The 16,788-nt window shown below is 61.0% G+C and carries 16 protein-coding genes; 4 read left to right on the top strand and 12 right to left on the bottom strand.

Annotated features, from left to right (window positions below):
• Positions 1-8: 8 nt before the first annotated feature.
• Complete coding sequence (gene betI, locus AC1RR7_RS10665; RefSeq protein WP_085731629.1) at positions 9-602, bottom strand: transcriptional regulator BetI; 594 nt, start codon at positions 600-602, stop codon at positions 9-11.
• A 425-nt stretch (positions 603-1,027) separates the two neighbouring features.
• Between betI and betT the strand changes: the two genes are divergently transcribed.
• Complete coding sequence (gene betT, locus AC1RR7_RS10670) at positions 1,028-3,025, top strand: choline BCCT transporter BetT (RefSeq protein WP_096817746.1); 1,998 nt, start codon at positions 1,028-1,030, stop codon at positions 3,023-3,025.
• A gap of 88 nt (positions 3,026-3,113) precedes the next feature.
• Here betT and choV read toward each other — a convergent pair whose 3' ends face one another.
• The 3 genes from choV to AC1RR7_RS10685 form a co-directional block, all read right to left on the bottom strand.
• The gene (choV, locus tag AC1RR7_RS10675; protein ID WP_096817748.1) at positions 3,114-4,292 is read right to left on the bottom strand and encodes a choline ABC transporter ATP-binding protein; all 1,179 of its coding nucleotides are present in this window, start codon (positions 4,290-4,292) and stop codon (positions 3,114-3,116) included.
• Positions 4,289-5,134, bottom strand: coding sequence for a choline ABC transporter permease subunit (gene choW, locus AC1RR7_RS10680; RefSeq protein ID WP_085709139.1), 846 nt, complete (start codon positions 5,132-5,134; stop codon positions 4,289-4,291). The genes choV and choW overlap by 4 nt, the downstream gene beginning before the upstream one ends.
• Before the next feature lie 66 nt (positions 5,135-5,200).
• Entirely contained in the window at positions 5,201-6,148 is a 948-nt protein-coding gene (locus AC1RR7_RS10685; RefSeq protein WP_096817750.1) for a choline ABC transporter substrate-binding protein, read from the bottom strand.
• Positions 6,149-6,581: 433 nt separating this feature from the next.
• Between AC1RR7_RS10685 and AC1RR7_RS10690 the strand changes: the two genes are divergently transcribed.
• Both AC1RR7_RS10690 and gbdR read left to right on the top strand, forming a co-directional pair.
• Positions 6,582-7,958, top strand: a complete 1,377-nt coding sequence (locus AC1RR7_RS10690) for an L-serine ammonia-lyase (protein WP_493157350.1) — start codon at positions 6,582-6,584, stop codon at positions 7,956-7,958.
• Positions 7,959-8,404: 446 nt separating this feature from the next.
• Complete coding sequence (gene gbdR, locus AC1RR7_RS10695) at positions 8,405-9,508, top strand: choline metabolism transcriptional regulator GbdR (RefSeq protein WP_065260190.1); 1,104 nt, start codon at positions 8,405-8,407, stop codon at positions 9,506-9,508.
• Here gbdR and aac(6') read toward each other — a convergent pair whose 3' ends face one another.
• The 7 genes from aac(6') to AC1RR7_RS10730 all read right to left on the bottom strand — a co-directional run bounded on the left by aac(6') (position 9,509) and on the right by AC1RR7_RS10730 (position 15,198).
• A complete protein-coding gene (aac(6'), locus tag AC1RR7_RS10700; protein ID WP_493157352.1) occupies positions 9,509-9,943 on the bottom strand; it encodes an aminoglycoside 6'-N-acetyltransferase in 435 nt (144 codons plus the stop codon).
• A 55-nt stretch (positions 9,944-9,998) separates the two neighbouring features.
• The gene (locus AC1RR7_RS10705; RefSeq protein ID WP_096817966.1) at positions 9,999-10,259 is read right to left on the bottom strand and encodes a hypothetical protein; all 261 of its coding nucleotides are present in this window, start codon (positions 10,257-10,259) and stop codon (positions 9,999-10,001) included.
• Positions 10,260-10,532: 273 nt separating this feature from the next.
• Positions 10,533-11,696 carry a gamma-butyrobetaine dioxygenase gene (locus AC1RR7_RS10710; protein ID WP_493065716.1) on the bottom strand — a complete coding sequence of 388 codons (1,164 nt, stop codon included), beginning with the start codon at positions 11,694-11,696 and terminating at the stop codon, positions 10,533-10,535.
• A gap of 24 nt (positions 11,697-11,720) precedes the next feature.
• The gene (locus AC1RR7_RS10715; protein WP_085709143.1) at positions 11,721-12,197 is read right to left on the bottom strand and encodes a thioesterase family protein; all 477 of its coding nucleotides are present in this window, start codon (positions 12,195-12,197) and stop codon (positions 11,721-11,723) included.
• Between the two features lie 57 nt (positions 12,198-12,254).
• The gene (locus tag AC1RR7_RS10720) at positions 12,255-13,220 is read right to left on the bottom strand and encodes an L-carnitine dehydrogenase (RefSeq protein WP_007959763.1); all 966 of its coding nucleotides are present in this window, start codon (positions 13,218-13,220) and stop codon (positions 12,255-12,257) included.
• 70 nt (positions 13,221-13,290) lie between these two features.
• Positions 13,291-14,178 (bottom strand): 3-dehydrocarnitine:acetyl-CoA trimethylamine transferase CdhC, encoded by an 888-nt coding sequence (gene cdhC / locus AC1RR7_RS10725; protein WP_011336296.1) that lies wholly within the window; start codon positions 14,176-14,178, stop codon positions 13,291-13,293.
• A gap of 75 nt (positions 14,179-14,253) precedes the next feature.
• A complete protein-coding gene (locus AC1RR7_RS10730; RefSeq protein ID WP_192559177.1) occupies positions 14,254-15,198 on the bottom strand; it encodes a choline ABC transporter substrate-binding protein in 945 nt (314 codons plus the stop codon).
• Positions 15,199-15,390: 192 nt separating this feature from the next.
• Between AC1RR7_RS10730 and AC1RR7_RS10735 the strand changes: the two genes are divergently transcribed.
• Positions 15,391-16,335, top strand: coding sequence for a GlxA family transcriptional regulator (locus tag AC1RR7_RS10735; protein WP_085688589.1), 945 nt, complete (start codon positions 15,391-15,393; stop codon positions 16,333-16,335).
• A 1-nt stretch (position 16,336) separates the two neighbouring features.
• Here the strand turns inward: AC1RR7_RS10735 and AC1RR7_RS10740 are convergent, their stop codons facing one another.
• Positions 16,337-16,753, bottom strand: coding sequence for a DUF3010 family protein (locus tag AC1RR7_RS10740; RefSeq protein WP_493157354.1), 417 nt, complete (start codon positions 16,751-16,753; stop codon positions 16,337-16,339).
• Positions 16,754-16,788 lie beyond the last annotated feature (35 nt).

Genomic DNA, 16,788 nt, shown 5'->3' on the forward strand with positions numbered 1-16,788 from the left:
TCTGTGCTCTAGCTCACCTTCTTGGCCAATTGGAAATCCATGTATTCGTAAGCGATCTGTTGCGCCTGCGCGGTGTCGAAAGCGTCTCCCGACAGCGCGCCGCGCAACCACAAGCCGTCAATCAGAGCTGCCAGTCCACGGGCGGCACTGCGCGCGTCTTCGAGCGGCAACACACGGCGGAACTCGCAGCACAGGTTGGAATACAGACGGTGATCGTTGATCCGCTGCAACCTGTGCAAAGACGGCTGGTGCATGCTGGTGGCCCAGAAGGCCAGCCAGGTTTTCATTGCCGGGCCATTGACCTGGCTGGCGTCGAAGTTGCCTTCGATGATCACCTGCAGATGCGCCCGGGGGCTGCTGTCTGCCAGCGCCTGACGGCGCGCGGTGACGTTCTCGCTGAGGACGCTCATCAGATACCGCATCGTGGCGGCAATCAGGCCGTTCTTGTCCTGAAAATAGTGACTGATGATGCCATTCGAGACACCGGCCAAACGGGCGATCAGCGCAATGCTGGCGTCCCCCATTCCGACCTGATCGACGGCCTGCAAAGTGGCTTCGATCAGTTGTTGGCGGCGGATGGGTTGCATACCGACCTTGGGCATCTTGCACATCTCCTTAGGCCTTCCAACGGGCGATAAACGCCGATCGGATTGAGGGCCAGTCTATTTTGTTTTGATTGAACGTTCAATCAACAAAGAATAAGATCTGCGACAAATCGTCGCTGCCTACAGATTTTTCCTACGTGTAAGTGGCGATAAACCGACATCCGAAAATGCTCGAAACCTGCGCGGGGCAAGGCGCGGTTCGACGTTCGATGGACGTGTTGAATGGGCAAGACGCTCGCGGCCAGGTTTCGGATGAACGTCCAGACCTCGGCCACGACGGCGATTCGCGGTGCCATCTCTGCAGGTTCGGGCTTTTTTCGGGGTGTCTTTATATCACCCGCCGGTCGGCTGCCAACTAACCGATTGGTCGGGTTCCGTGTTGCCTTGTGTTCTTCTCTCGCACTGCCTGGAGCATTTGTGCCATGAGTTCTGCCTCGCTTATAAAGACCCCGCCCGAGAAGGTGACGGTCAACGGTTGGGTGTTCTACACCTCGACCGCGTTGATTCTGTTGTTGACCGCCATTCTGATCATCGCCCCGCAAGAGGCCGGCAGAATGCTGGGAGTGGCTCAGGCCTGGTTGTCCCGCAGCTTCGGCTGGTACTACATGGTGGTGATCGCCGCTTACCTGGTGTTTGTGGTGGGCCTGGCGTTCTCTTCCTACGGCAAACTCAAACTGGGTAGCAAGGACGACACCCCGGATTTCAGCTATGGCGCCTGGGCGGGGATGCTGTTCTCGTCGGGTATCGGTATTTCGCTGCTGTACTTCGGCGCCTCCGAGCCGCTGGATCACTACTTCAACCCACCGGAAGGTGCGTCCGCTACCAACCTGGCGGCGCGTCAGGCTGTTCAGCTGACTTTCCTGCACTGGGGCCTGCACGGCTGGGCGATCTACGCACTGGTCGGTCTGGCTGTTGCCTATTTCGCTTACCGTCATAACCAGCCGCTGGCACTGCGTTCGGCGCTGTACCCGCTGGTGGGCGAGCGTTGGGTCAAGGGCGCTGCCGGTCATGCGGTAGACGGTTTCGGCATGTTCGTGACCCTGCTGGGTCTGGTGACCAACCTGGGGATCGGCTCGCTGCAAGTGTCTTCGGGCCTGGAAAACCTGTTCGGCATGGAGCACAGCAACACCAACCTGCTGATCGTGATCATCGTGATGAGCACCGTGGCGACCATCGCTGCCGTGTCCGGCGTGGAAAACGGCATCCGTCGTCTGTCCAACCTCAACATCATTCTGTTCAGCGGCCTGCTGATTTTCGTGCTGCTGTTCGGCCCGACCCTGCACCTGCTCAACGGCTTCGTGCAGAACATCGGCGACTACCTCAACGGCGTGGTGCTGAAGACTTTCGATTTGTACGTCTATGAAGGCGACAGTGCCAAGTCCGACCGCTGGCTGGGCCTGTGGACTCTGTTCTACTGGGCATGGTGGATTTCCTGGGCCCCATTCGTCGGCATGTTCATCGCGCGGATTTCCCGTGGTCGTACCGTGCGTGAACTGGTGGCCGGCGTGCTGCTGATTCCGCTGGGCTTCACCCTGGCGTGGCTGTCGATCTTCGGTAACTCGGCACTGGACCTGGTGATGAACCACGGTGCGGTGGAGCTTGGCAAGACGGCGCTGGAACAGCCGTCGATGGCGATCTATCAGTTGCTTGAACATTACCCGGCGTCGAAAGTCGTCATCGGTGTGTCGATCTTTGTAGGTTTCGTACTGTTCCTGACCCCGGCCGACTCTGGCGCGGTAATGATGGCCAACCTGTCGTGCAAGGGCGGCACCGTCGACGAAGACGCACCGCACTGGTTGCGGATCTTCTGGTCGGTCGTGATCACCCTGGTGACCATCGGCCTGCTGTTCGCCGGTAACTTCGAAGCCATGCAGACCATGGTGGTGCTGGCCGGTCTGCCGTTCTCGGTGGTGCTGGTGTTCTTCATGTTCGGCTTGCACAAGGCCATGCGCCAGGACGTGCAGATCGAACAGGAGCAAGCGCAACTGGCTGAGCGCGGTCGTCGTGGTTTCAGCGAGCGCCTGACTCAACTGGACCTGCAACCGAGCCAGTCGGTGGTGCAACGCTTCATGGACAAACACGTTACTCCGGCGCTGGACGATGCGGCTGCACAGCTGCGTACCCAAGGCCTGGAAGTGCAGACGCTGCTGGGTAAATCCAAGCGTTGCATGGGCGTGCGGGTCGAGATGGAAGAGGGCAACCCTTTTGTCTACGAAGTGAGCCTGGACGGCTATCTGGCGACCCCGACCGAATCGGCCCAGTCCGATGAAGCGCGCCAGCGTTACTACCGCGCCGAGGTGTACCTGCACAACGGCAGCCAGGATTACGACCTGATGGGCTTCACGCAGGATCAGATCACTCGCGATGTGCTCGATCAGTTTGAAAGCCATCGGCAGCTCCTTGGCCGGGTGTACAGCTAATAGCGATTGTTCATTCCCACGTCCTGCGTGGGAATGATGAAAACAAAAACGCCGCGATCCTCTCGCGGCGTTTTTGTGTCTGCTCTCTTTACCCCAGGTTCTTGCCGAGCAGCGCGTGATACAGCTCGCTGTCCCCAAGAATCCCCACCACATGGTTGTTGTCGTGCAGCACCAGCTTGTTTCCGGTCTGGTAACGAATCTGCAAGGCGTCACGCATGCCGATGTTCGAATCCACCAGTGTCGGACGACGATCCAGGCCTTCCACCGCTTGCCCCGGTACCCAGTTCTGCAGGTCGAGTACCGAACCGTTCTTGCGTGCACCCTTGATGGTGTTGCCTTCTGCCAGATCCAGCCACGAATCGCCGCCCGGATCGAGGCACACCGAACCATTGATGCGTTTGCAGTTGTCCAGCGTGCGCATCAGGCTGCGACCGCAGAGCACGTTCAGCGGATTGGTGTGGGCAACGAAGGTGCGCACGTAATCGTCCGCAGGATTGAGCACGATCTCTTCCGGCACGCTGTACTGGATGATCCGGCCGTCTTTCATGATCGCGATGCGGCTGCCCAGTTTCAGCGCCTCGTCGAGGTCGTGGCTCACGAACACGATGGTCTTGCTCAGCTTGCGTTGCAGTTCCAGCAATTCATCCTGCAGACCCTGACGGATCAGCGGGTCGAGGGCCGAGAACGGTTCGTCCATCAGCAGAATGTCGGCGTCCATCGCCAGTGCGCGGGCCAGGCCTACACGCTGCTGCATGCCGCCGGACAGCTCGTTGGGTTTCTTGTTGCGCCACTGGGTCAGGCCGACCAGCTCAAGCTTGTCGTCCACCAGTTTGCGCCGTTCTTTCTCGGGACGGCCCTGCATTTCCAGACCGAAGCTGATGTTCTCGCGCACGGTCAACCAAGGCATCAGGGCGAACTTCTGGAACACCATCGCAATGCGCTTGGTGCGCATCATTTTCAGTTCGGCCGGGGTGCAGGAGGCGATGTCGATCTGCTTGCCTTCGTGCTCGACGAACAGCTTGCCGCGGCTCACGGTGTTGAGGCCGTTGATGCAGCGCAACAGGCTGGATTTGCCGGAGCCGGACAGGCCCATCAGTACGCAGATTTCACCTTTCTCGATATCCAGGCTGGCTTTTTCAACGCCGACAATCTGCCCGGTCTTTTTCAGGATCTCGTTACGGGTCATGCCCTGATCCAGCAGCTTGAGCGCCTCGCGTGGATCCTTGGCGAAGATAACGTCAACGTTATCGAAGCGAATAATGCTCATGCGTCACCCCCTACTTTTGCGTCGGGTTGTTTGCAGATACGGTCGAGCATGATCGCCAGCAGTACGATCGCCAGGCCCGCTTCGAAGCCCAGGGCGATATCAGCAGTGTTCAGTGCGTTGACCACCGGTTTGCCGAGTCCGTCGGCGCCCACCAGTGCCGCGATCACCACCATCGACAGCGACAGCATGATGCACTGGGTGATGCCGGCCGCGATGCTTGGCATGGCGTGGGGCAGTTCGATCCGTGAAAGCAGTTGGCGACGCGAGCAGCCGAAGGCCTTGCCGGCGTCCATCAGTTCTTCCGGGACATCGCGGATGCCCAGGTAGGTCAGGCGGATCGGCGCAGCGATGGCGAACACCACCGTGGAGATCAGGCCCGGAACCACGCCCAGCCCGAAGAGGGTCAGGGTAGGAATGAGGTAAACGAAGGTCGGTACGGTCTGCATCAGATCGAGCACCGGCCTCATCAAAGTGTAGAACATCGGTTTATGCGCAGCGACGATGCCCAGCGGCACGCCGATGACCACGCAGACCAGGGTCGCGAACATGACCTGGGCGAGGGTTTCCATGGTTTCCTGCCAGTACCCCAGATTGAGGATCAGCAGAAAGGAGGCGATCACGAAGGCGGTGAGGCCCCATTTGCGTTGAATGAAGTGCGCGAGCAGAGCGATGAGGCCGATCAACACCAGCGGGTTGAACCAGGTCAGCGCAAACGTCACGCCGTGGATCATCGTTTCCAGGGTCACGGCGATTGCGTCGAAGGTGCTGGCGCCGTGTTGCGTCAACCATTCAACGAAGCCCGCGATGTACTGGCCTAAAGGGATTTTCTGATCAATCAGCATGGTAGTGAACGTCCGCATGCAAGGAAATAAACAGCCCGGACGGCCGGAGCCGTCCGGCATAAGCGATTACTGATTCAACTTGGCTTTCACGGCCTCCAGGCCAGGTTTACCGTCAATGGTGGTCACGCCAGCGAGCCAGGTATCGAGCACCTGTGGATTCTTTTTCAGCCAGGCCTTGGCGGCCGCGTCAGGCTTCATCTTGTCGTCCAGGATGTTGCCCATCAGGGTGCTTTCCATGTCGACGGTGAACTCCAGATTCTTCAGCAACTGACCGACGTTGCTGCATTCTTCGACGTAGCCTTTGCGGGTGTTGGTCGCAACGGTGGCCGCGCCGAAATCCGGGCCGAAGAAGTCGTCGCCGCCGGTCAGGTATTGAATCTTGAAGCGCTTGTTCATCGGGTGCGGCGCCCAGCCGAGGAAAACCACGGCGGTGTCGCGTTTCTGCGCGCGGTCGACCTGCGAGAGCATGCCCGCTTCGGACGATTCGACGACTTTGAAACCCGCGGCTTTCAGACCGAAGGCATCCTTGTCGATCATGCTCTGGATCAGACGGTTGCCGTCGTTGCCCGGCTCGATGCCATAGATCTTGCCGTCGAGTTCTTTCTTGAATTTGGCGATGTCGGCGAAGTCATGCAGGCCCTTGTCGTACAGCGCCTGCGGTACGGCGAGGGTGTATTTGGCGCCCTTGAGGTTGGTGCGCACGACTTCCACGGTGCCGGCATCACGGTAGGCCTTGATGTCGTTTTCCATGGTCGGCATCCAGTTGCCGAGGAATACGTCCATGTTCTTGCCGTCGGCCAGCGACTTGTAGGTCACGGGCACGGAGATCATGGTGGTCTTGGTCTTGTAGCCGAGGGCGTCGAGCACCACGCTGGTGGTCGCGGTTGTTGCGGTGATGTCGGTCCAGCCGACATCGGAGAAGTTAACGGTACTGCACTGCGCCGGTTCTGCGGCTTGAGCCAGTAACGGCAGACTCAGCATGGCGGCCAACAACAACGACGGGGAACCTTTCATGGATGGACTCCTTGGTGTTTTTTTTGGCAGTGTTCCGACTGGACCACCGCACTTATAGGTTGCGGTTGGATGGCGTTCTGGAGACAGCTCTACCACGGCGCCTTGCAATCGAGTCGATACGATCATGTACCAGTGAAAATCTGACGCCTACAGGGTGCGTCGTATCCAGTACAGGGATGGTCGCATCCAGTGTCGGTGACGTCGTTTACAGCTTTTTTCAGCCCCGTTTGGCCATCTGAACCGCATAAAAACGGCGAAAACACGGGCGAAAACCGGCACGGCGTTAGTGGGCATGAGTGCGTCGGTGTCAGACGCCGAGCGACCCGGGAAAAGCCTGATGATGCGGGCATTCCGGCGGATCGCAGCTTGAGCGTAGCAGCTCCGCCAGCGGGCGCTTCACGCCCCGGACGGCACTCTCAGGAGCTCTGCATCAATGGCTATCAGCGTTTTCGACCTGTTCAAAATCGGCATCGGCCCGTCCAGTTCCCACACCGTCGGGCCAATGCGCGCCGCGGCGCTGTTCGTCGAGTCTCTGCGCGACAAATTCCTGCTGGAGCAAGTGCGGCGGATCGAAGTGCAGTTGTTCGGTTCGCTGTCGGCCACCGGTGTCGGTCACGGCAGCGACAACGCCGTGATCATGGGACTGATGGGCGAGTGGCCGGACGCGATCGATCCGTCGCAGATCGGCCCACGAATCCAGGCCCTGCGCGAAACTCACACCCTTTTACTGGATGGTCGTTTGTCGGTGCCCTTTATATGGGCCCGCGACATGCGCCTGATCGACGAAAACCTGCCGTTCCACCCCAACGCCATGACCCTGGTTGCCGAAGGCGATCACGGCGAGATTCATCGCGACACCTACTATTCGGTCGGCGGCGGTTTTGTCGTCGATGAGGCGCAGGCGTCCAGCGGTGTGGTGGATCTGGATCGCACCGAATTGCCTTATGACTTCTCCAGCGCCGTCGAACTGCTGGAGTTGTGCAAGAAGAACAACCTGCGTGTCGCCGAACTGATGATGGCCAACGAGAAAGTCTGGCGCAGTGAAGAGGAAATCCGCGCCGGGCTGATGAAGCTCTGGCGGGCGATGCAGGATTGCGTCGAGCAGGGCCTCAAGCACGAAGGCGTCCTGCCCGGCGGCCTGAACGTGCGGCGGCGTGCGGCCAAGTTGCACCGCAGCCTTCAGGAATTGAACAAGCCCAATGTGATCGGCTCGACCCTCAGCGCGATGGAGTGGGTCAACCTGTTCGCCCTGGCGGTGAACGAAGAGAACGCTGCCGGCGGGCGCATGGTCACGGCACCGACCAACGGCGCGGCCGGGATCATTCCGGCGGTGCTGCACTACTTCATGAAATTCAGCGAGGCGGTGACCGACGCCAACGTGGTCGACTATTTCCTCGGGGCGGCGGCGGTGGGGATTCTGTGCAAGAAGAACGCCTCGATCTCCGGCGCCGAAGTCGGCTGTCAGGGTGAGGTTGGTTCGGCATGCGCAATGGCAGCGGCAGGGCTGGCGGAAATCCTCGGCGCAAGCCCGGAGCAATTGTGCAACGCGGCGGAAATCGGCCTGGAGCACAACCTCGGCCTGACCTGCGACCCGGTGGGCGGTCTTGTCCAGGTGCCGTGCATCGAGCGCAACGCGATTGCGGCGGTCAAAGCAATCAACGCGGCACAGATGGCCCTGCGCGGCGATGGTCAGCACTTTATTTCGCTGGACCGGGTGATCCGAACCATGCGCGATACCGGCGCCGACATGCATGACAAATACAAAGAGACTTCGCGGGGTGGCTTGGCGGTCAGCGCGGTTGAATGCTGATTCCTCCGATAACACCAGACCAGTCAAAACTGCGCACCAAGCGAGCATCGGCAATAAAACGCGCCACCTTTTGGCGCGTCGCAATCAGATAAGAGTCTTTCCCACCTCCAGCGCGTGATTGATGCTGGCGACCGTCCGTCACCCGTGCCTGCGGTGACACTGTCCGACAATCGCGCCCGGCCCTGTTCCCACAAGTGCTACCGATTTGCTCACGCGCTTCGGGGCAGGGCTTTCACCGCCGCTGATGGCACTTCGAACTACCTTTCGTCGGACGGCTTGTATAGACGCGTCGCGACGTCGTTTTCAGGAGTTATTGAACGCACATTCAATTTCAGGCATGGCAATTGCTCTGTCATAACAAAGCCCCGTCTCACGCAAGAGAACGATGGCAATAACAAGAGCCTCCGCCTGAGGCCATCACCCGCTTTGTGTGAGGAGATACCGCGATGACGTCGTTCAACTCCGGGGCTCAACCCCAGAACCGTGCGCCTCAATCCATCGGCTTTCTGCTGCTGGACAATTTCACGCTGATTTCCCTGGCTTCTGCAGTCGAACCGCTGCGCATGGCCAACCAACTGTCCGGTCGCGAGCTGTATCGCTGGACCACCCTCACCGTCGACGGTGGCCAGGTCTGGGCCAGTGACGGTCTGCAGATCACTCCCGACGCCTCCATGCACAAAGCCCCGGCCCTCGACACCATCATCGTGTGCGGTGGGATCGGCATTCAACGCACTGTTACTCGTGAACACGTCTCGTGGCTGCAAAGCCAGGCGCGCCAGTCCCGTCGCCTCGGTGCCGTGTGCACCGGCAGTTGGGCCCTGGCCTGCGCCGGCCTGCTCGACGGCTTCGATTGCAGCGTGCACTGGGAATGTCTGGCGGCGATGCAGGAAGCTTTCCCGCGCGTTGCGATGAGCACCCGTCTGTTCACCCTCGACCGCAACCGTTTCACCAGCTCCGGAGGCACCGCGCCGCTGGACATGATGCTGCACCTGATCAGCCGCGATCACGGTCGTGAACTGTCCGCCGCGATCTCGGAAATGTTCGTCTACGAGCGCATCCGTAACGAGCAGGATCACCAGCGCGTGCCGCTCAAGCACATGCTCGGCACCAACCAGCCGAAACTGCAGGAAATCGTCGCGCTGATGGAAGCCAACCTGGAAGAGCCGATCGACCTCGATGAACTGGCGGTGTACGTCGCCGTGTCCCGTCGCCAGCTCGAGCGCCTGTTCCAGAAATACCTGCACTGCTCGCCGTCGCGCTACTACCTCAAGCTGCGCCTGATCCGTGCCCGGCAATTGCTCAAGCAGACGCCGATGTCGATCATCGAAGTGGCGTCGGTCTGCGGTTTCGTGTCGACGCCGCACTTCTCCAAGTGCTACCGCGAATACTTCGGCATTCCGCCGCGTGACGAGCGCGTCGGTTCCAACACCACCCAGCAGGTGGCGATGCTGCCGCTGCCGCAGGCCATTGTGATGTCGCCGCTGTCCGGGCCGATGTCGGCGCTGAGCCAGGCGCGCAACGAATCGACCTTTGCCAGCGTGCGCCTCTGATCAGAGCGCGCGTTTGAAGTACACGACGCGCTCGGTTTCCTCGAAGCCGAGCGCCTTGTGTGTCGCTTGACTGGTCAGGTTGTCGGAAGCCATTTCCACGCAGCCGTTTTCCCGTCCCCACTGCGCAACGTGCTCGATCAACCGGGCGGCAACGCCATGGCGGCGCTGCTCCGGTATCACGTAGATACCTTCCAGATACACCACCGGCGAGCTGTCGGTGCCGTTGACGTAATCGGTGCGCAATGAGGCTTCGGCGAGGCCGACGGGATGGTGCTGCGTGTCGTAGGCGACGAAGTTGATATAGCGCTGCGGCGCTTTCAGTTGCTGCTCGATTTCATCGCGATGTTCGTGTTCCGAAGCATCGGGCCAGAGGGCCTGGCGCAGGGGCAGCCAGCCCGATTGCTCGCTGGACTGGCAGTTTTGGATAAGGAACATCGGCGTTCGCTCGTGGTGGTCATCAAGGCCACCACTCTAGCAAACGCCCGGGATGTCAGGCGCGGGTCTGCTGGTACTGCGCCAGGGCCGGCAGCAACTGCTTGTCGATGGCCTCACGCACGGTCGGCTGAATACTCGCGCTGCTGGTGTACATCTGCTTGACCATGGTGCGCAACGTATTGGCCCGCACATCGTCCAGGCCCCGCACGGCGCACTCACAGGCCTGCTGCGCAGACGAGCCCGACGGTACTTCGAATCCCAACGACTTGAGTTGGCCCAACAGGTCTTCCTGATCGATCAAATCGGCATACATCATGACGCGAATCCTTCTTCGGCAACGGAGGTCGTGACTCGATTCTGGTAGGCCTGCCCAGGCACGGCAAGGGCGATTTGTCGCAGTGTCCACATTGGCTATGAGCATGTCGTTTTCGGCTAACTTGCCGTATCGGGGAGTGGGCACACTGAACCCAGCTCGCTTCACGAAGGTTTGGTCACCCTCGGCATGGCAGCTCCTCAACAGTACCCTCGCCCCGATCCTGTCACGGCTTGCATCGGGGCTTTTTTTGCCTGCGAATAACGATGACGCGGTCTAGCGCTGCAACACCAGAATCCGTGACAACAACTCATCCCGATCGATGTAGCAGCCCTGAAAGTGCCGGGCTCCGGTGGTCGGGTCGAAGGCGTTGCGCGCATGCAGGGTGCGGCGGTTGTCGAAGCACCACAACTCGCCCGGATTGAGCCGCTGCATCAGCCGGAAGCGTGGCTCGCGGGTCATGGCGATGAAGCGTCGATACGCGCGATACAGCAGGGGCATTTGCTCGACTGAGGTGTCGAACGCGCCGCGTAGAAAGTTGGCCATGCGGATTTCCGCAACCCGGCCCAAAGCATCCAGGGCGATGATCGGGGCGAGGCAGCGATAGTCGCTGTGGCGATCCTTGTTGCGAAACTCCACCGGGATCTCGCACAGCGCCTTGAACGACGCGGGATCTTCCTGACGCAAGGCTTCGGCAATCGCAAAACCGTCGACAAAAATACTCTCGCCACCCTCGGCGTCGTTCACCAGACAATGCAGAAATTGCAGCCCCGGTTGCAGCTCGCGAGTCGGCAGGTCGGTGTGCAACGGCAGGTTGAAAGCGGTGTAGGCATTGCTGTCGGCATCGGCCTTGGATTGCACGTTGAACAGCACGCCGAAATTGCTCTCGCGGATGAACGAAATGCGCTGGGCGATCAGCTTCAGCGAACCGGGTTCGGTGGGCACGCCGCGCACCTGGGTCAGACCGATGTCACGCACGGCCAGCAACCATTGCAGCAGCGCGGCGTTGTCGTTCATCAGGGCTGAATAGTCGAACACCGGCAACTGCAAGTCGCTGCGCCAGAGAAAGGCTTTCGGTTTGGCGGCCAGGCGTTCGGCGCGGGTCTCGTCGTCATAGGCGTGGGCCCGCAACCAACCCGCATCGAAGCGGCTGAGGTGGCAGTCCTGCCAGTCGATACGCAGGCAGCCATCGGTGTCGATGTGCGCGGCGGAGGGCGACAGATCCTGCGCCGCATCGACGATCTCGAACACTTGCTCGCGGGTAACGCTGTAGACGCACTGCGGACACGGGCAGTTGTCCCGCAGCCACACATGGTGGAACGGGCTGACTCGCCCGTCGGCCCATTCGATCAGGACGCGATCCGCCAGGTTCTGCACGCCGTTCAGCGCGCTGATCAACGGATAAGTACGGAAATCGGCAACTGCGGCGGCGGTTTGCATGGCGGCTCCTTGCGTTGGATGGATTTACCGGGCTGGCGGCAATGCGATGACCCGGCCGATGTAAGCCGGGGCGGGCAGGTCGGCCTGCTCGGCGACGATGGCTTGCAGGCGGCTCAGGGTGTCCGGGGTAAACGGAGCCGAACGCGGCCCGGCGAGGTCGACGTGCAGCAGCATCTGTTCGTTGCCGGCCAGTTCCTTGTCACCGCCGGCCAGGTGCAGGCTGTGATAGAGGTGCAGGCGTTTCTGGTCGTGACCGATGATCTGTGTGCGCACTTCGACCTCGGCATCGAGCTTCACTTCGTGCAGATAGTTGAGGTGCAGTTCGAGGGTGAACAGCGAGTTACCGCTGGCCTCGCGGTTGTTGCTGTCCATACCGAGGCGGTCCATCAGGGCGTCGGTGGCGTAGCTGAAGATCAGCAGATAGAAGGCGTCGCGCAGGTGGCCGTTGTAATCGACCCAGTCGGGGATGATTCTGGTTTGGTAGGTGGTGAGGGTGGGCATACTTATCTCCAGGCACGTTCGTACCCACGCTTTGCGTGGGTACGATCAATCAACACATCACTCGCTGAAACTCATCCCGTGCTTCTCTTTGGTGGTCTTCACCGCCTCAAGCACCGCCAGCAGGCAATCATCACGATAGCGCTCCAGCGCCGAAATACTGTGCCGCCCCAGTTGATCGCTGGTGCCATCCACCACATCGTCGATCAACTTGTCCGTCAGTTCCGGTGCCGGCAGATAGGTCCACGGCAACTGCAACGCCGGGCCGAACTGCGACATGAAGTGACGCATGCCGGCATCGCCCCCGGCCAGGGTGTAAGTCAAAAACGTACCCATGAACGACCAGCGCAGACCAGCGCCAAAGCGGATCGCATCGTCGATTTCACCGGTGGTCGCCACCCCGTCGTTGACCAGATGCAGCGCCTCGCGCCACAGCGCTTCGAGCAGGCGGTCGGCGATGAACCCCGGCACTTCCTTGCGCACATGCAGCGGGCGCATGCCGAGGGATTCGTAGACTTTCATCGCCGCTTGAACCGCTTCCGGCGCGGTGTTCTTGCCGCCGACCACTTCCACCAATGGCAGCAGGTAAACCGGGTTGAACGGGTGGCCGACCACGCAACGTTCCGGGTGGGTCGAGCTCTCGTAGAACTCGCTCGGCAACAGGCCCGAGGTGCTGGAGCCGATCAGGGCATTGGGCTTGGCCGCCGCGCTGATTTTGCTGTGCAACTCCAGTTTCAGTTCGAGGCGTTCCGGGGCGCTTTCCTGGATGAAATCCGCATCGCGTACGCATTCTTCAATGGTCGCCACAAAGCGCAGGCGGTCCTGCGAGGCGCCCGGCGCCAGACCGTTTTTCTCCAGCGCGCCCCAGGCATTGGCCACGCGTTTGCGCAGCGCCGCTTCGGCACCCGGCGCCGGGTCCCAGGCCACCACGTCGAGGCCATGGGCGAGGGCGCGGGCGACCCAGCCGCTGCCGATGACGCCGCTGCCCAGTGCTGCGAAGGTTTTGATTTCGGTGATAAAGCTCATGGTCACTTCCTGGAATGAGGCAAAAAAACGGTGGGCGCCAATTGCCCGCCCACCGGGGGAAAGGGTGATTTCAGCCGCGCTGGGTCAGGCCCATTTTCTTGCGACCTTCCGCCGGGGTCAGTACGCGGGCGCCGAGACGGCTGAGGATTTCGCTGGCGCGTTCGACCAGTTGGCCGTTGGTCGCCAGTACGCCTTTGTCCAGCCACAGGTTGTCTTCCAGACCGACCCGCACGTTGCCGCCGAGCAGCACCGCTTGCGCCGCCATCGGCATTTGCATCCGGCCGATGCCGAAGCCGGCCCACACCGCGTCGGCGGGCAGGTTGTCGACCATGGCTTTCATGGTGGTGGTGTCGGCCGGCGCCCCCCACGGGATGCCCAGGCACAGCTGGAACAGCGGGTTGTCGAGCAGGCCTTCCTTGATCATCTGTTTGGCGAACCACAGGTGACCGGTGTCGAAAATCTCAAGCTCCGCCTTCACGCCCAGCTCGGTGATGCGCTTGGCGCCGGCGCGCAGTTGCGCCGGGGTGGAGACGTAAATGGTGTCGCCGTCGCCGAAGTTCAGGGTGCCGCAATCCAGGGTGCAGATTTCCGGCAGCAGCTCCTCGACGTGGGCCAGACGGGTCAGCGGGCCGACCAGATCGGTGTTCGGGCCGAACTCCATCGGGTTCTCGCCCGGGCCGATTTCCAGGTCGCCGCCCATGCCGGCGGTGAGGTTGACGATGATGTCGACGTCGGCTTCGCGGATGCGCTCCATGACTTCGCGGTACAGCGCCACGTCACGGCTGAACTTGCCGGTCTGCGGGTCGCGGACATGGCAATGCACGACGGTGGCGCCGGCCTTGGCCGCTTCCACAGCGGCTGCGGCGATCTGTTTCGGAGTGACCGGCACGTGAGGGCTCTTGGCGGTCGTGTCGCCAGCACCGGTGAGTGCGCAGGTGATGATGACGTCGTGGTTCATGGTGCGTTTTCCTTCAGGCGTGATGGGTCTGTTCGCAGCCCGTCGCGGGCTGCGAAGTGGTTCGTTCGTTGCGGTTTATTTACTGGTGAGCTGGAGGTTTTCAGCCGCCGGTTTGCCATCGAAGGTGGTGACGCCTTCGAGCCAGCGCTGTTTGTCCTGCGGGTGATCCTTGAGCCATTGTTTGGCCGATTCGAAAGCGTCCTTGTGATCGAGCAGCGGCTGCATCATCCGGCTCTCGTCTTCGGCGGTGAACGTCAGGTTGCTCAGCAGGCGACCGACGTTCGGGCATTGTTCGGCGTATTTCGGCGCGGTGACGGTCCACACGGTGGCCATGCCTTCGTTCGGGCCGAGGGCGTCGTCGCTGCCGGTCAGATAAGTCATCTTCACATTGACGTTCATCGGGTGTGGCGCCCAGCCGAAGAACACCACGGCTTCCTTGCGGCGCACGGCGCGATCGACGGCAGCAAGCATGCCGGCCTCGCTGGATTCCACGAGCTGGAATTTGCCGAGGCCGAACTGGTTCTTGGCGATCATCGCCTTGATCTGGGTGTTGGCGCCCGAGCCTGGCTCGATGCCGTAGATCTTGCCGCCCAGTTCTTTCTCGAACTTGGCGATATCGGCGAAGGTTTTCAGACCCTTGTCCGCCAGATAGGTCGGTACGGCGAGGGTGGCGCGGGCATCCTTGAGGCTCGGGGCCTGGAGGACTTTGACCTGATTGGCGTCGACGAACGGGGTGATGGTCTGGGTCATCAACGGGTTCCAGTAGCCGAGGAACAGGTCCAGACGCTGGTCGCGGATCCCGGCGAAGATGATTTGCTGGGACGCGCTGGTTTGTTTGGTGCTGTAGCCGAGGCCGTCGAGCAGAACCTGGGTCATGGCGCTGGTGGCGATCACGTCGGTCCAGTTCACGACGCCCATGCGCACGTTCTGGCACGAGGCAGGTTCGGCCGCCATGACACTGGCGCTTAAAAACGCGGTACCGCTGAGTGCGAGAACACAGCTGCTGATCAGTCGTTTCATGTCGGGTTCCTCGGCAGGTCGTTATTGTGGGTTCCGGCATCTGTCGTGCCGGTGATGCCAAATTACGCAGCAACGCCCCCACAAAAACGCACTGCGGCGACCAGCTCTTGCACTGCAGCGACCTGTGCTCTTGAATGCCGACGACAACTGGCGTATCAACGTTGCACGCTACCCGCTGACCGAGTGCGCGCCATGTCCCAGGATTTCTACTTTCTGTTGATGCCGGGTTTTTCCGCCATCGGTTTCATCTCTGCGATCGAACCGCTGCGGGTGGCCAACCGCTTTCGCGGCGAGCTGTACCGCTGGCACGTCTTGAGCGCCGATGGCGGGGCGGTGCTGGCGAGCAACGGGATGTCGGTCAACGCCGATGCGGCGCTGGAGCCGCTGAAAAAAGGTGCGACGCTGCTGGTGGTCGCCGGGTTCGAACCGTTGAAATTCGCTACCCCGGCGCTGGAGCACTGGCTGCGCCGCCTGGACAACGAAGGCGTGACCCTCGGCGCCATCGACACCGGCAGCTTCGTCCTCGCCGAGGCCGGCCTGCTAGACGGCCATCGCCTGACCCTGCACTGGGAGGCCATCGATGCCTTCAAGGAATCTTATCCACAGCTCAGCGTCACCCAGGAGCTGTTCGAGATCGACCGTCGGCGCATCACGTCTGCCGGCGGCACCGCTTCCATCGACCTGATGCTCGACCTGATCGCCCAGGCCCACGGCCCGCAACTGGCGATCCAGGTCAGCGAGCAGTTTGTATTGGGGCGGATTCGTCCGCGCAAGGACCACCAGCGCATGGAAGTCGCCACGCGTTACGGCATCAGCAACAAGAAACTGGTGCATGTGATCGGCGAGATGGAACAGCACAGCGAACCGCCGCTGACCACCCTGGAACTGGCGGAATCGATCAAGGTGACGCGGCGGCAACTGGAGCGGTTGTTCCGCCTGCACCTGAACGACACGCCGAGCAATTTCTATCTGCGCTTGCGGCTGGAGAAAGCCCGGCAGCTGTTGCGCCAGACCGACATGAGCGTGCTGGAAGTGAGCATCGCCTGCGGGTTTGAATCACCGTCGTATTTCACCCGCAGTTACCGGGCCAAGTTTGCCCGGTGTCCGCGGGAGGATCGGCGTACCGCTCAGGCTTGAGTTACTTTTTCAGCAAAGCGGAGCAGGCCGCCTTGTAAGCCTCGTGCTGATACTTGTTCAGCGTCCCCGGCAGCTCGAAGTTGTGCTTCTTGGCCTGGGCATTGATGGTCTGCGGCGACAGCAGCGTCACCTCACAACCGTCCAGCAACTGAAACACGCCCTCGATCTTGAACGTGGTCGGCCCACCGGCAAACTCACCCTTCTTGCTGCGCTTCTTGATCGCGATGCGATCAATGGCGTTTTCCCGCACGAACGACGCTACCTGCGCAGCGAACATTTTGACGTTGGCCGCCTCGTCGTCATCGTCCAGCGCGATTTTCTTGGTGCTCAGAGCAACATGGCTCAACGCCGAACCGTCGAGGGAGGCCAAGGCGATGATCGCTTCACTGCCTTTGATTTCGATACCGCAGATGTTCATGTGAATCCCTTGATTGGCTGGAGAGGTGCAGCTTA

The sequence above is a fragment of the Pseudomonas sp. GW821-FHT11G12 genome, assembly GCF_058808055.1.

Bases quoted from the DNA above. Each gene is read 5' to 3' on its own strand.
- AC1RR7_RS10730 (WP_192559177.1), bottom strand. From the start codon at position 15,198: ATGAAACGACTGATCAGCAGCTGTGTTCTCGCACTCAGCGGTACCGCG.
- choW (WP_085709139.1), bottom strand. From the start codon at position 5,134: ATGCTGATTGATCAGAAAATCCCTTTAGGCCAGTACATCGCGGGCTTC.
- AC1RR7_RS10715 (WP_085709143.1), bottom strand. From the start codon at position 12,197: ATGCCCACCCTCACCACCTACCAAACCAGAATCATCCCCGACTGGGTC.
- gbdR (WP_065260190.1), top strand. From the start codon at position 8,405: ATGACGTCGTTCAACTCCGGGGCTCAACCCCAGAACCGTGCGCCTCAA.
- betI (WP_085731629.1), bottom strand. From the start codon at position 602: ATGCCCAAGGTCGGTATGCAACCCATCCGCCGCCAACAACTGATCGAA.
- betT (WP_096817746.1), top strand. From the start codon at position 1,028: ATGAGTTCTGCCTCGCTTATAAAGACCCCGCCCGAGAAGGTGACGGTC.
- choV (WP_096817748.1), bottom strand. From the start codon at position 4,292: ATGAGCATTATTCGCTTCGATAACGTTGACGTTATCTTCGCCAAGGAT.
- AC1RR7_RS10735 (WP_085688589.1), top strand. From the start codon at position 15,391: ATGTCCCAGGATTTCTACTTTCTGTTGATGCCGGGTTTTTCCGCCATC.
- AC1RR7_RS10710 (WP_493065716.1), bottom strand. From the start codon at position 11,696: ATGCAAACCGCCGCCGCAGTTGCCGATTTCCGTACTTATCCGTTGATC.
- AC1RR7_RS10685 (WP_096817750.1), bottom strand. From the start codon at position 6,148: ATGAAAGGTTCCCCGTCGTTGTTGTTGGCCGCCATGCTGAGTCTGCCG.
- cdhC (WP_011336296.1), bottom strand. From the start codon at position 14,178: ATGAACCACGACGTCATCATCACCTGCGCACTCACCGGTGCTGGCGAC.
- AC1RR7_RS10720 (WP_007959763.1), bottom strand. From the start codon at position 13,220: ATGAGCTTTATCACCGAAATCAAAACCTTCGCAGCACTGGGCAGCGGC.
- AC1RR7_RS10740 (WP_493157354.1), bottom strand. From the start codon at position 16,753: ATGAACATCTGCGGTATCGAAATCAAAGGCAGTGAAGCGATCATCGCC.
- AC1RR7_RS10690 (WP_493157350.1), top strand. From the start codon at position 6,582: ATGGCTATCAGCGTTTTCGACCTGTTCAAAATCGGCATCGGCCCGTCC.
- AC1RR7_RS10705 (WP_096817966.1), bottom strand. From the start codon at position 10,259: ATGATGTATGCCGATTTGATCGATCAGGAAGACCTGTTGGGCCAACTC.